Below are 12,285 nucleotides of genomic sequence, written 5' to 3'. Positions count from 1 at the left end.
GTTCCCACCCTGTTTCGGGCGCACTTCATCCACGGTTGTCACGCTCCCTCTCCCGGAGGAGAAGGTACGGGACCAGAAGGGCTCACCAGACCAAGAATGGCGAGAAGTTATCTATGTCTCACCAAGATCTGCGGCCGCACGGCCCGCGGACCTAGTCCGTGCCTCCGTACGGCACACCGAGCGCCTCCAGGCGGGCACGGCCGCCGTCCTCCGCGGTCAGCACCCACACCCCGTTCTCGGTGAGCGCGAAGGTGTGCTCGTAGTGGGCGGCCCAGCTGCCGTCGGTCGTGACGACGGTCCAGTCGTCGGCGGCGACGTCGCTGTCGTGGGTGCCGAGGGTGATCATCGGCTCGACGGCCAGCGCGGTGCCCTGACGCAGCCGGGGGCCGCGGCCGGGACGTCCCTCGTTGGGGACGTCGGGCTCCATGTGCATCGAGGTGCCGATGCCATGGCCGGTGTAGCCGTCGACGATGCCGTAGACACCCTGGCTGCGGACGTACGACGCCACCGCGTGCGAGATGTCGCCGACCCGGCCACCGATCCGGGCGGCGGCGAGACCGCGCCACAAGGACTCCTCGGTGACCCGCATCAGCTCAGCCACCTCGTCACGGACGCTGCCGACGGCGACGGTGATCGCGGCGTCGCCGTGCCAGCCCTGGCCCGAGTCGTCGAACACGATCGCGCCGCAGTCGATCGAGATGGCGTCGCCCTCGACGAGCACCCGGCTGCCCGGGATGCCGTGCACCACCTCGTCGTTGACCGACGCGCAGATGGTGGCCGGGAACGGCGGCACGCCGTACCCGAGGAAGGACGGGACGGCGCCCTGCTCCCGGATGCTCCGCTCCGCGAGGGCGTCGAGCTCACCCGTGGTGATGCCGGGACGCACCGCCTCGCGCAGCCGCGCGAGCGTGCGGCCGACCACCAGGCCGGCCGCACGCATCACACGCACCTGCTCCGGCGTCTTGATCTCGATCCGGTGCTGGTCGAAGAACAAGTGCGGCCGGTCAGCTCTGCGCGATGGTGTCGAGCGCGTCGAAGATCCGCTGCTGGACGTCGTCGATCTCGCCCATGCCGTCGACGGAGACGACCAGGCCGCGCTCCGCGTAGACCGCGATCAGCGGCTCGGTCTCCTCGGCGTAGACCTCGAGGCGGCGCCGGATGACGTCCTCGGTGTCGTCGGCACGGCCCTCGATCTCGGCGCGCTTGAGCAGGCGGCCGACGACGGCGTCCTGGTCGACGGTGAGCACGAGGACCGCGTCGAGCCGGTGACCGGTCGCGTCGATCATGCTGTCGAGCTCGGTGACCTGCGCCAGGGTGCGCGGGTAGCCGTCGAGGAGGAAGCCCTTGTCGGCGTCCGGCTCGGCGATCCGGTCGCGAACCATGTTGTTGGTGACCTCGTCGGGCACGTACTCGCCGGCGTCCATGTAGCGCTTCGCCTCGACGCCGAGCGGGGTGCCCTGCCCGACGTTCGCGCGGAAGATGTCGCCGGTGGAGATGGCCGGGACGCCGAAGTGGTCGGCGACGGCCTTCGCCTGGGTGCCCTTGCCGGCGCCCGGCGGGCCCATGATCAGAAGCCTCAACGCAGGAATCCTTCGTAGTTGCGCTGCTGGAGCTGACTCTCGATCTGCTTCACCGTGTCGAGTGCGACGCCGACCATGATCAGGATGGACGTGCCACCGAACGGGAAGTTCTGGTTGGCGTTGATCAGCACGAACGCGATCAGCGGTACGAGCGAGATCAGACCCAGGTAGAGAGCGCCCGGCAGCGTGATGCGGGACAGGACGTAGGACAGGTAGTCCTGGGTCGGCTTGCCGGCCCGGATCCCGGGGATGAAGCCGCCGTACTTCTTCATGTTGTCGGCCACCTCTTGCGGGTTGAAGGTGATCGACACGTAGAAGTAGGTGAAGAAGATGATCAGCAGGAAGTACGCCGCCATGTGCACCGGGTGGCCCTGGTCGACGAGGTACTCGTTGACCCACCGGATGAACTGGTTGGGGTTCTCCTGGTTGAACTGGACCGCCATCGCCGGCAGGTAGAGCAGCGAGGAGGCGAAGATGACCGGGATGATGCCGGCCTGGTTGACCTTGAGCGGGATGTAGGTCGAGCTGCCCCCGAACATCTTGCGCCCGACCATCCGGCGGGCGTACTGCACCGGGATCCGGCGCTGGGCCTGCTCGATCAGGATGACCGCTGCCACGAGCACGAGCCCGATCACGATCACGATGCCGAAGGTCCACCAGCCCTGGCTGATCTTGACCTGCCACAGGGCGATCGGGAACGTCGCGACGACCTGGGTGAAGATCAGGATGGACATGCCGTTGCCGACACCGCGCTCGGTGATCAGCTCGCCGAGCCACATGATGACGGCCGTGCCGGCGGTCATGGTCACGACCATGACGAGGAAGGTCTTGGTGTCGTTGCTGTGCAACAACGGGTACTGCGTGCTGTCGCAGCCCTGGAGCAGGTTGCCGGTGCGCGCGAGGGCGACGATGCCGGTCGCCTGCAGGACCGCGAGGCCCAGGGTGAGGTAGCGCGTGTACTGGGTGATCTTGGTCTGCCCGGACTGCCCCTCCTTCTTGAGGGCCTCGAGCCGCGGGATCACCACGACGAGCAGCTGCAAGATGATGCTCGCGGTGATGTACGGCATGATGCCGAGCGCGAAGATCGTCAGCTGGAGGAGCGCTCCGCCGGAGAAAAGGTTGACCAGGCTGTAGAGGCTGGCGTTGCTGCCTTCCTCGACCACCTTGATGCACTTCTCCACGTTGGAGACATGCACGCCAGGTGCCGGGATCTGCGATCCGGCCCTGAAGATGACGATGATCATCAGGACGAACAGCAGCTTGCGCCGCAGGTCCGGGGTCCGGAAGGCGTTCACGAACGCGGTGAGCACGCGGGTCCTCTTCTCTCATCGCTGGCCTTGTGGCCAGCGGGAAGCCTAACAGGGGGCACACAGCCGCCAGCGCGAGACGCCGGGCAGACCGTGGAGATGACACGAGGGGCGCGACGAGACCCGGGCAACACCCGGGGCCGACGCGCCCCTCGCAGCGCCGTCACAGGACCGTGATGGTCCCGCCGGCAGCCTCGATCTTCTCCTTGGCCGACGCCGAGAACGCGTTCGCGCTCACCGACACCTTGACCGTCAGGTCACCCTGGCCGAGCACCTTGACGAGCTCGCCCTTGCGGACGGCGCCCTTGGCGACCAGCGTCTCCGGGGTGACGTCGCCGCCCTCGGGGAACAGCGCGCTGATCCGGTCGAGGTTGACGACCTGGAAGGTCACCTTGAAGGGGTTCTTGAAGCCCTTGAGCTTCGGGAGCCGCATGTGCAGCGGCATCTGGCCACCCTCGAACGCGACCGGGACCTGGTAGCGGGCCTTGGTGCCCTTCGTACCACGTCCGGCGGTCTTGCCCTTGGAGCCCTCACCACGACCCACGCGGGTCTTGGCGGTCTTGGCGCCCGGCGCGGGGCGCAGGTGGTGCAGCTTGAGCGTCATTGTCACTCGCCTCCGACGACCTCGACCGTCACCATGTGACGGACGGTGTGGACCATGCCCCGGATCTCGGGACGGTCCTCCTTGATCACGACGTCGCCGATCCGCTTGAGGCCGAGGCTGCGCAGCGTCTCACGCTGGTTGGCCTTGGCACCGATCTTCGACTTGGTCTGCTGGACCTTCAGCTGTGCCATCAGATCGACACCGCCTCGGGCGCCGAGGTCTTGGCGGCGGCCGCAGCGGCCTCGCCCTCGGCCTTGGCCTTGAGCAGCGCCGCCGGGGCGACGTGCTCGACGGGCAGACCACGACGCGCGGCCACCGACTCGGGCTGCTCCAGCATCTGGAGCGCCGCGACGGTCGCGTGCACGATGTTGATCTGGTTGGACGAGCCCAGCGACTTGCTGAGCACGTCGTGGATGCCGGCGCACTCGAGAACCGCACGCACCGGGCCACCCGCGATCACACCGGTACCGGGAGCGGCCGGACGCAGGAACACCACGCCGGCAGCCTTCTCACCCTGGACCGGGTGCGGGATCGTGCCCTGGACGCGGGGGACGCGGAAGAAGTTCTTCTTCGCCTCCTCGACGCCCTTGGCGATCGCCGCGGGAACTTCCTTGGCCTTGCCGTAGCCGACGCCGACCAGGCCGTCGCCGTCACCGACGATCACCAGGGCGGTGAAGCTGAAGCGACGACCGCCCTTCACGACCTTGGCGACGCGGTTGATCGCGACGACGCGCTCGACGTACTGGCTCTTCTCGGCGCCACCGCGACCGCCGTCACGACCACCACGGCCGCCACGGTCGCCGCCCGAACGCTGTCCGCGCTGGGGTCCGCTCATGATCTCTCCTCAGTCCTGTTCGCGGTCAGAAGGTCAGGCCGCCCTCGCGGGCGCCATCTGCCAGGGCCGCGATGCGACCGTGATACTTGTTGCCCGACCGGTCGAAGACGACCGACTCGACGCCCTGCTCCTTGGCGCGGGCGGCGACGAGCTCGCCGACCTTCTTCGCCTTGGCGGTCTTGTCGCCGTCGAAGGCGCGCAGGTCGCCCTCGAGGGTCGAGGCAGACACGAGGGTCTTGCCGACCAGGTCGTCGACGACCTGGGCGGTGATGTGCTTGCTCGACCGGGTGACCACCAGGCGCGGACGCTCGGCGGTACCGGAGATCTTCTTGCGGCCACGGATCTGGCGGCGCAGCTTGGAGCTGGCGCGCGCCGAGAGGTTCCGCTGGTGCTTGAGGGTGATCGCCATGGTCACTTACCAGCCTTTCCGACCTTGCGGCGGACATGCTCGCCGGAGTACCGGACACCCTTGCCCTTGTAGGGCTCGGGCTTGCGAAGCTTGCGGATGTTGGCGGCGACCTCGCCGACCAACTGCTTGTCGATGCCGACGACGCCGAGCTTCGTCGGGCCCTCCACCGTGAAGGTGATGCCCTCGGGAGCGTCGAAGATGATCGGGTGCGAGTAACCGAGCTGGAACTCCAGCTGGGTCGGGCCCTTCGAGAGGACGCGGTAACCGACGCCCACGATCTCGAGCTTCTTCTCGTAGCCCTCGGTGACACCGATGACCATGTTGTTGATGAGCGTGCGGCTCAGGCCGTGGTAGGCCTTCGAGAGCCGCTCGTCGTCGGGGCGCTTGACGTCGAGAACGCCCTCACCCTTCTCGACGGTGATCGGAGCGACCACAGTGTGGCTCAGGGTGCCCTTCGGGCCCTTGACCGTGATGTCGGAGCCGTTGATCTGGACGTCGACCCCAGCCGGGACCGGGACGGGGAGCTTGCCGATGCGCGACATGTTCTTCTCTCTCCTTCCCTTGTCACCAGACGTAGGCGAGGACTTCCCCACCCACGCCCTTCTGGTTGGCCTGGCGGTCGGTCAGCAGACCCTGGCTGGTCGAGATGATCGCCACACCCAGGCCGCCGAGAACCTTCGGCAGGCCGGTGTGCTTGGCGTACACCCGCAGACCGGGCTTGCTGATGCGGCGCACGCCGGCGAGCGAGCGCTCACGGTTGCGGCCGTACTTGAGGGTGACGGTCAGCAGCTTGCCGACGCCGTTCTCGTTGTCGGCCACGGAGTAGGAGGTGATGTAACCCTCCTGCTTGAGGATCTCCGCGACGCCTTCCTTGAGCTTGCTGTACGGCATGGTCACCGCGTCGTGGTACGCCTGGTTGGCGTTGCGCAGACGCGTGAGCATGTCTGCGATCGGGTCAGTCATCGTCATGATGTGTGTTCTTTCTGCTGTGGTTTCCACACGCGGCGGGCAAGCCCGCTCGCAGGTGGACCTTCAACGGTTGGGTGTTACCAGCTCGACTTGGTGACGCCGGGCAGCTCGCCGCGGTGGGCCATCTCCCGCAGGCAGATCCGGCACAGGCCGAACTTGCGGTAGACCGCCTTGGGCCGGCCGCAGCGCTGGCAACGGGTGTAGCCGCGCACCGCGAACTTGGGCTTGCGGGCCGCCTTGACCTTGAGCGCAGTCTTCGCCATGTCAGTTCTCCTTGAACGGGAAGCCGAGCTGCTTCAGCAGCGCGCGCCCCTGCTCGTCGTTGGTCGCCGTGGTGACGATGGTGATGTCCATGCCCCGCTGGCGGTCAACCTTGTCCTGGTCGATCTCGTGGAACATGACCTGCTCGGTCAGGCCGAACGTGTAGTTGCCGCGGCCGTCGAACTGCTTCGGCGAGAGGCCACGGAAGTCGCGGATGCGCGGCAGCGCGAGCGACAGCAGCCGGTCGAGGAACTCCCACATCCGGTCGCCACGCAGCGTGACGTGCGTGCCGATCGGCATGCCCTCACGCAGCTTGAACTGCGCGATGGACTTGCGGGCCTTGGTGACGGCCGGCTTCTGGCCGGTGATCGCGGTGAGGTCGCGGACCGCGCCCTCGATCAGCTTCGAGTCGCGAGCAGCCTCGCCGACACCCATGTTGACCACGATCTTCACCAGACCGGGGACCTGCATGACGTTGGCGATCTCGAACTCGGTCTTCAGCGCCGGGAGGATCTCCTCGCGGTACTTCGTCTTGAGCCGAGGGGTGACCTTCTCGATGGTGGTCTCGCTCATCTCAGATCTCCTTCCCGGTCTTGCGGGAGACGCGCACGCTGCGCGTCGAGGGGTACTCGGAACCGTCGGGGCGGCGCTTGGTGACGTCCACGCGCTTGTAGCCGACCTTGGTCACGCCGTCGCCCTCGACCAGCATCACGTTGGACACGTGGATCGGGGCCTCGGTGGTGATGATGCCGCCGGTGTTCCCCGCACGCCCCCCCTGGTCGACGACCTTGGTGTGCTTCTTGATGCGGTTGACACCCTCGACGATCACGCGCTCCTCCTCACGGAGGACCTTGATGATCTTGCCCTCGGCGCCCTTGTCCTTGCCGGCGATGACCTTGACGGTGTCGCCCTTCTTGACGCGCAGGTTGGGCTTCTTGCGAACCTGCTCGGACTTCTTGCGGGCAGCCATCACAGCACCTCCGGAGCCAGCGAGATGATCTTCATGAACTTCTTCTCACGCAGCTCTCGGCCGACGGGGCCGAAGATGCGGGTACCACGGGGCTCGCCGTCGTTCTTGAGGATCACCGCGGCGTTCTCGTCGAACCGGATGTACGAGCCGTCGGGCCGGCGGCGCTCCTTGACGGTGCGCACGACGACGGCCTTGACGACCTCGCCCTTCTTGACGTTGCCGCCGGGAATGGCGTCCTTCACGGTGGCGACGATGACGTCGCCGATCCCGGCGTAGCGACGACCGGAGCCGCCGAGCACCCGGATGCAAAGGATCTCCTTGGCACCGGTGTTGTCGGCGACCTTGAGTCGCGACTCCTGCTGAATCATCGATTTCTCCTGGTTGTCGTGCCGGTTCTCAGACCCTCACAGGGGTCTGAGCCTGGCCGAACGGATTTACTTCGCGCGCTCGAGGATCTCCACCACGCGCCAGCGCTTGGTGGCAGACAGCGGGCGGGTCTCCATGATGAGGACGCGGTCGCCGACACCGGCCTCGTTCTGCTCGTCGTGGGCCTTGAGCCGCGTGTTGCGGCGCATGACCTTGCCGTACAGAGCGTGCTTGACGCGGTCCTCGACGGACACGACGACGGTCTTGTCCATCTTGTCGCTGACCACGAGACCCTCGCGGGTCTTGCGGGCGTTGCGCGCGGTCTCAGTGGACTCGCTCATCAGTTCTCCTCCTCCGAACCCGGGGCGGTCCGGATGCCGAGCTCGCGCTCACGCACCACGGTGTAGATCCGGGCGATGTCCTTCTTGACCGTGCGGAGCCGACCGTGGCTCTCCAGCTGGCCGGTGGCCGCCTGGAAGCGGAGGTTGAACAGCTCCTCCTTGGCCTCGCGCAGCTTGGCCTCGAGGTCGACGTCGTTGAGCTCGTCCAGCTCGTGGGCGCGGATGACGTTCGCCATCAGAACTCACCAGCCTCTCGCGTGATGAAACGGGCCTTCATGGGCAGCTTGTGGATCGCACGACGCATGGCCTCGCGAGCGATGTCCTCCGGGACGCCGGAGAGCTCGAACATGACACGGCCCGGCTTGACGTTGGCGACCCACCACTCGGGCGAGCCCTTACCGGAGCCCATGCGGGTCTCGGCCGGCTTCTTGGTGAGCGGGCGGTCCGGGTAGATGTTGATCCAGACCTTTCCGCCACGCTTGATGTGGCGGGTCATCGCGATACGAGCCGACTCGATCTGGCGGTTGGTGACGTACGCACCCTCCAGCGCCTGGATACCGAAGTCACCGAACGCGAGCGACGTACCGCCCTTGGCAGCACCCGACCGCTTGGGGTGGTGCTGCTTGCGGTGCTTGACGCGACGCGGCATCAACATGGGTCAGGACTCCGTTCCGGTGGTCGGCTCGGCGGCCGGCGCAGCCTCGACGGCGTCCGCGGGAGCGGCAGCCTCGGCGTTGCGGTCCGAGCGGTTCGGGCGGTCGCCGCGCGACCCACGGGTCGGACGGTCGCCACCACGGGTGGGGCGGCCACCGCGGCCGGGGACACCGGCGCGGGCAGCGGCCTGGGCCTGGCGCTCGGCACGGGTACCGGCGACCTCGCCCTTGTAGATCCAGACCTTCACGCCGATGCGGCCGAAGGTCGTGCGGGCCTCGTAGAAGCCGTAGTCGATGTCGGCACGCAGCGTGTGCAGCGGAACGCGGCCCTCGCGGTAGAACTCGGTGCGCGACATCTCGGCGCCGTTGAGGCGACCGGAGCACTGGATCCGGATGCCCTTGGCACCCGAGCGCATCGAGGTCTGCATGGCCTTGCGCATCGCGCGGCGGAACTGCACACGACCCGACAGCTGCTCGGCGACACCCTGGGCGACCAGCTGCGCGTCGATCTCGGGGTTCTTGACCTCGAGGATGTTCAGCTGGACCTGCTTGCCGGTGAGCTTCTCGAGCTCGCCGCGGATGCGGTCGGCCTCGGCGCCACGGCGGCCGATGACGATGCCCGGACGCGCGGTGTGGATGTCGACGCGGACCCGGTCACGGGTGCGCTCGATCTCGACCTTGGCGATGCCGGCCCGCTCCATGCCCTTGCTGAGCAGCTTGCGGATCGCGACGTCCTCGCCGACGTAGGACTTGTACAGCTTGTCGGCGTACCAACGCGACTTGTGGTCGGTCGAGATGCCGAGGCGGAAGCCGTTCGGGTTGATCTTCTGACCCATTACTTCTTGCCCTTCTTCGCGACGACATCGGCCGGCTGGACCGCGATGGTGATGTGGCTGGTGCGCTTGTTGATCCGGGTGGCCCGGCCCTGCGCACGCGGACGCCAGCGCTTCATCGTCGGTCCCTCGTCGACCCGCGCGACCGAGACGACCAGGTCACCGGTGGCGAGGCCCTCGGTGGTCGCGGCGTTCGCGACGGCGCTCTGCAGCACCTTGTAGACGGTCTCCGAAGCCGACTGCGGCGCGAACTGCAGCAGGGTCAGCGCCTCGTCGGCGGGCAGGCCGCGGACCAGGTCGATGACGCGGCGCGCCTTCATCGGGGTGATCCGCACGAAGCGGGCGGTCGCGAACGCGCCGGGCTCGTCGCCCAGGAGCGACTCGCGGCGCGCGCTGGTGCGGTGACGCTCAGTGGTGCTCATCGACGGCGCCCCTTCCGGTCTTCCTTGACGTGGCCGCGGTAGGTGCGGGTCGGCGCGAACTCACCGAGCTTGTGGCCGACCATGGAGTCGGACACGAAGACCGGAACGTGCTTGCGACCGTCGTGGACCGCGATCGTGTGGCCGATCATCGAGGGGATGATCATGGACCGGCGCGACCAGGTCTTGATGACGTTGTGGGTGCCCTTCTCGTTCTCGGCGTCGACCTTCTTGAGAAGGTGGCCGTCGACGAAGGGGCCCTTCTTCAGGCTGCGAGGCATCTCTGACGTTCCTATCAGCGCTTGTTCTTGCCGGACTTGCGGCGTCGGATGATCTGGGAGTCGCTGGCCTTGCGCTTGCGCGTACGGCCCTCGGGCTTGCCCCACGGCGAGACGGGGTGGCGACCACCGGACGTCTTGCCCTCACCACCACCGTGCGGGTGGTCGACCGGGTTCATGACCACACCACGGACGGTCGGGCGCTTGCCCTTCCACCGCATGCGGCCGGCCTTGCCCCAGTTGATGTTCGACTGCTCGGCGTTGCCGACCTCGCCGATCGTCGCACGGCAGCGCACGTCGACGTAGCGCATCTCGCCCGAGGGCAGACGCAGGGTGGCACGCGAGCCCTCACGGGCGACGAGCTGAGCGCTGTTGCCGGCCGAGCGGGCCAGCTTGGCGCCGCCGCCGGGACGCAGCTCCACGCAGTGGATCGTCGTACCGACCGGGATGTTGCGCAGCGGCAGGTTGTTGCCCGGCTTGATGTCGGCGCCGACGCCCGACTCCACCCGCATGCCCTGCGTCAGGTCCTTCGGCGCCACGATGTAGCGCTTCTCGCCGTCGACGTAGTGCAGCAGCGCGATGCGCGCGGTGCGGTTGGGGTCGTACTCGATGTGCGCGACCTTGGCCGGCACGCCGTCCTTGTCGTAGCGACGGAAGTCGATGATCCGGTACGCACGCTTGTGACCGCCGCCCTGGTGCCGGGTGGTGATCCGGCCCTGGTTGTTGCGGCCGCCCTTCTTCGGGAGCGGGCGGGTCAGCGACTTCTCGGGCGTGGTCCGGGTGATCTCGGCGAAGTCGGCCACCGAGGAGCCACGACGGCCCGGGGTGGTCGGCTTGTACTTGCGGATAGCCATGTCAGATTCCTCTACCTAGCCCGGTCAGGAGACCGGACCTCCGAAGATGTCGATGCGGTGACCGTCAGCCAGGCTCACGATGGCGCGCTTGGTGTCCTTGCGCTTGCCGAGCCCGTTCTTGGTGCGACGGACCTTGCCCGGACGGTTGAGCGTGTTCACCGAGGTGACCTTGACGCCGAAGATCTTCTCCACGGCGATCTTGATCTCGGTCTTGTTGGCGTCCGGGTGCACCAGGAAGGTGTACTTGTTGGCGTCGAGGAGGCTGTAGCTCTTCTCCGACACCACGGGCGCGATCAGGACGTCGCGGTGGTCCTTGTGCAGGGTGCTCATCAGTTGGTCTCCTCCTCGGCGTTGCCACCGACGAGGCGGTCGAACGCGGCCTTGCTGAACACCACGTCGTCGCTCACGAGGACGTCGCGGGTGTTGAGCTGGTCGACCGCCACGATGTGGACCTCGGGCGCGTTGCGCAGCGAGAGCCAGGTGAGGCTGTCGGCGCGCTCGAGCACGACGAGGAACTTGCGACGGGTGGTCAGCTCGAAGAGCGAGGCGAGCGCGGCCTTGGTCGACGGCTTGTCGCCGGACACGAGGCCCTCGACGACGTGGATCCGCTCGTTGCGGGCCCGGTCGGAGAGGGCGCTGCGCAGGGCGGCGGCCTTCATCTTCTTGGGGGTGCGCTGGCTGTAGTCACGCGGCTGCGGGCCGTGGACGACGCCACCGCCGGCGAACTGCGGCGCCCGGGTCGAGCCCTGGCGGGCGCGGCCGGTGCCCTTCTGCTTGTAGGGCTTCTTGCCACCGCCGCGGACCTCGCCGCGACGCTTGGTGGCGTGGGTGCCCTGACGCGCAGCGGCCTGCTGGGCGACGACGACCTGGTGGATCAGCGGGATGTTGACCTCGACGTCGAAGATCTCGGCGGGGAAGTCGACGGAAACGGTCTTGGCCATGGTGTTCAGCCCTTCTTCGCAGCCGTGCGGAGAACGACGAGACCGCCCTTGGGGCCGGGAACGGCGCCCTTGATCAGGACGATGCCCTTCTCGACGTCGACGGCGTGGACGGTGACGTTCTGGGTGGTGACGGTGTCGGTACCCATGCGGCCGGCCATGCGCAGACCCTTGAACACGCGACCGGGGGTGGCGCACGCGCCGATCGAGCCCGGCTTGCGGTGGTTGCGGTGGGCACCGTGGGACGCGCTCACGCCGGCGAAGCCGTGACGCTTCATGACACCGGCGAAGCCCTTGCCCTTGCTGGTCCCGGTCACGTCGATGACCTGGCCGGCCTCGAACGTGTCGACGGGCAGCTCCTGGCCGACGGTGTACTCGCTGGCGTCGGCGGTGCGGATCTCGACGACGTGGCGACGCGGCGTCGTACCGGCCTTGGCGAAGTGACCCGCCTGCGGCTTGTTGACCTTGCGGCCCTCGATCTCGCCGTAGCCGATCTGGATGGCGTTGTAGCCGTCCGGCTCGGGCTGGCGGACCTGGGTGACGACGTTGGTGCCGGCGGCGACCACCGTCACCGGGATGACCCGGTTGTTCTCGTCCCAGAGCTGGGTCATGCCGAGCTTGGTGCCCAGCAGGCCCTTCACGTTGCGCTCAATAGTCATGTCTCGAAC

At 67.6% G+C, this 12,285-nt stretch carries 23 protein-coding genes; all 23 read right to left on the bottom strand.

Annotation, left to right across the window (positions count from 1 at the left end):
- Positions 1-151: 151 nt before the first annotated feature.
- The 23 genes from map to rplC all read right to left on the bottom strand — a co-directional run bounded on the left by map (position 152) and on the right by rplC (position 12,276).
- Complete coding sequence (map, locus tag KU893_RS20310) at positions 152-994, bottom strand: type I methionyl aminopeptidase (RefSeq protein WP_257440820.1); 843 nt, start codon at positions 992-994, stop codon at positions 152-154.
- A 10-nt stretch (positions 995-1,004) separates the two neighbouring features.
- On the bottom strand, positions 1,005-1,580 hold the full coding sequence (locus KU893_RS20305; protein ID WP_218236206.1) for an adenylate kinase: 576 nt from the start codon (positions 1,578-1,580) through the stop codon (positions 1,005-1,007).
- On the bottom strand, positions 1,577-2,890 hold the full coding sequence (gene secY / locus KU893_RS20300; protein WP_218236205.1) for a preprotein translocase subunit SecY: 1,314 nt from the start codon (positions 2,888-2,890) through the stop codon (positions 1,577-1,579). Before secY ends, KU893_RS20305 begins: the two co-directional genes overlap by 4 nt.
- 160 nt (positions 2,891-3,050) lie before the next feature.
- A complete protein-coding gene (gene rplO, locus KU893_RS20295) occupies positions 3,051-3,491 on the bottom strand; it encodes a 50S ribosomal protein L15 (RefSeq protein WP_218236204.1) in 441 nt (146 codons plus the stop codon).
- A gap of 2 nt (positions 3,492-3,493) precedes the next feature.
- The gene (gene rpmD / locus KU893_RS20290; protein ID WP_139621508.1) at positions 3,494-3,682 is read right to left on the bottom strand and encodes a 50S ribosomal protein L30; all 189 of its coding nucleotides are present in this window, start codon (positions 3,680-3,682) and stop codon (positions 3,494-3,496) included.
- Positions 3,682-4,326 (bottom strand): 30S ribosomal protein S5, encoded by a 645-nt coding sequence (gene rpsE / locus KU893_RS20285; RefSeq protein WP_218236203.1) that lies wholly within the window; start codon positions 4,324-4,326, stop codon positions 3,682-3,684. Before rpsE ends, rpmD begins: the two co-directional genes overlap by 1 nt.
- 25 nt (positions 4,327-4,351) lie before the next feature.
- A complete protein-coding gene (gene rplR / locus KU893_RS20280; protein WP_179727416.1) occupies positions 4,352-4,735 on the bottom strand; it encodes a 50S ribosomal protein L18 in 384 nt (127 codons plus the stop codon).
- A gap of 2 nt (positions 4,736-4,737) precedes the next feature.
- Positions 4,738-5,277: a 50S ribosomal protein L6 gene (gene rplF, locus KU893_RS20275; protein ID WP_218236202.1), complete on the bottom strand. Its 540-nt coding sequence runs from the start codon at positions 5,275-5,277 to the stop codon at positions 4,738-4,740.
- Positions 5,278-5,299: 22 nt separating this feature from the next.
- Positions 5,300-5,704: a 30S ribosomal protein S8 gene (gene rpsH, locus KU893_RS20270; protein ID WP_218236201.1), complete on the bottom strand. Its 405-nt coding sequence runs from the start codon at positions 5,702-5,704 to the stop codon at positions 5,300-5,302.
- A 77-nt stretch (positions 5,705-5,781) separates the two neighbouring features.
- A complete protein-coding gene (locus tag KU893_RS20265; protein WP_011757321.1) occupies positions 5,782-5,967 on the bottom strand; it encodes a type Z 30S ribosomal protein S14 in 186 nt (61 codons plus the stop codon).
- A gap of 1 nt (position 5,968) precedes the next feature.
- Complete coding sequence (gene rplE / locus KU893_RS20260; protein WP_218236200.1) at positions 5,969-6,538, bottom strand: 50S ribosomal protein L5; 570 nt, start codon at positions 6,536-6,538, stop codon at positions 5,969-5,971.
- A gap of 1 nt (position 6,539) precedes the next feature.
- Entirely contained in the window at positions 6,540-6,935 is a 396-nt protein-coding gene (gene rplX, locus KU893_RS20255; protein WP_218236199.1) for a 50S ribosomal protein L24, read from the bottom strand.
- Complete coding sequence (gene rplN, locus KU893_RS20250) at positions 6,935-7,303, bottom strand: 50S ribosomal protein L14 (protein ID WP_141797584.1); 369 nt, start codon at positions 7,301-7,303, stop codon at positions 6,935-6,937. The genes rplX and rplN overlap by 1 nt, the downstream gene beginning before the upstream one ends.
- Positions 7,304-7,369: 66 nt before the next feature.
- Positions 7,370-7,642 carry a 30S ribosomal protein S17 gene (gene rpsQ, locus KU893_RS20245; protein ID WP_203043709.1) on the bottom strand — a complete coding sequence of 91 codons (273 nt, stop codon included), beginning with the start codon at positions 7,640-7,642 and terminating at the stop codon, positions 7,370-7,372.
- Positions 7,642-7,878, bottom strand: a complete 237-nt coding sequence (gene rpmC, locus KU893_RS20240) for a 50S ribosomal protein L29 (protein ID WP_028656351.1) — start codon at positions 7,876-7,878, stop codon at positions 7,642-7,644. The genes rpsQ and rpmC overlap by 1 nt, the downstream gene beginning before the upstream one ends.
- Complete coding sequence (gene rplP / locus KU893_RS20235; protein ID WP_139621514.1) at positions 7,878-8,297, bottom strand: 50S ribosomal protein L16; 420 nt, start codon at positions 8,295-8,297, stop codon at positions 7,878-7,880. The genes rpmC and rplP overlap by 1 nt, the downstream gene beginning before the upstream one ends.
- Positions 8,298-8,300: 3 nt before the next feature.
- A complete protein-coding gene (rpsC, locus tag KU893_RS20230; RefSeq protein ID WP_218236198.1) occupies positions 8,301-9,131 on the bottom strand; it encodes a 30S ribosomal protein S3 in 831 nt (276 codons plus the stop codon).
- Positions 9,131-9,550, bottom strand: coding sequence for a 50S ribosomal protein L22 (gene rplV / locus KU893_RS20225; protein ID WP_218236197.1), 420 nt, complete (start codon positions 9,548-9,550; stop codon positions 9,131-9,133). Before rplV ends, rpsC begins: the two co-directional genes overlap by 1 nt.
- Entirely contained in the window at positions 9,547-9,828 is a 282-nt protein-coding gene (rpsS, locus tag KU893_RS20220) for a 30S ribosomal protein S19 (protein WP_139621517.1), read from the bottom strand. The genes rplV and rpsS overlap by 4 nt, the downstream gene beginning before the upstream one ends.
- 14 nt (positions 9,829-9,842) lie before the next feature.
- A complete protein-coding gene (gene rplB / locus KU893_RS20215; RefSeq protein ID WP_218236196.1) occupies positions 9,843-10,679 on the bottom strand; it encodes a 50S ribosomal protein L2 in 837 nt (278 codons plus the stop codon).
- 24 nt (positions 10,680-10,703) lie between these two features.
- Positions 10,704-11,009: a 50S ribosomal protein L23 gene (rplW, locus tag KU893_RS20210; RefSeq protein WP_218236195.1), complete on the bottom strand. Its 306-nt coding sequence runs from the start codon at positions 11,007-11,009 to the stop codon at positions 10,704-10,706.
- Positions 11,009-11,620, bottom strand: a complete 612-nt coding sequence (gene rplD / locus KU893_RS20205; protein ID WP_218236194.1) for a 50S ribosomal protein L4 — start codon at positions 11,618-11,620, stop codon at positions 11,009-11,011. Before rplD ends, rplW begins: the two co-directional genes overlap by 1 nt.
- A 5-nt stretch (positions 11,621-11,625) precedes the next feature.
- A complete protein-coding gene (gene rplC, locus KU893_RS20200; RefSeq protein ID WP_218236193.1) occupies positions 11,626-12,276 on the bottom strand; it encodes a 50S ribosomal protein L3 in 651 nt (216 codons plus the stop codon).
- Positions 12,277-12,285 lie beyond the last annotated feature (9 nt).

It is taken from the genome of Nocardioides daeguensis, from assembly GCF_019192965.1.
Classification (GTDB): domain Bacteria; phylum Actinomycetota; class Actinomycetes; order Propionibacteriales; family Nocardioidaceae; genus Nocardioides; species Nocardioides daeguensis.
This window is presented reverse-complemented; position numbering and strand designations above follow the sequence as displayed.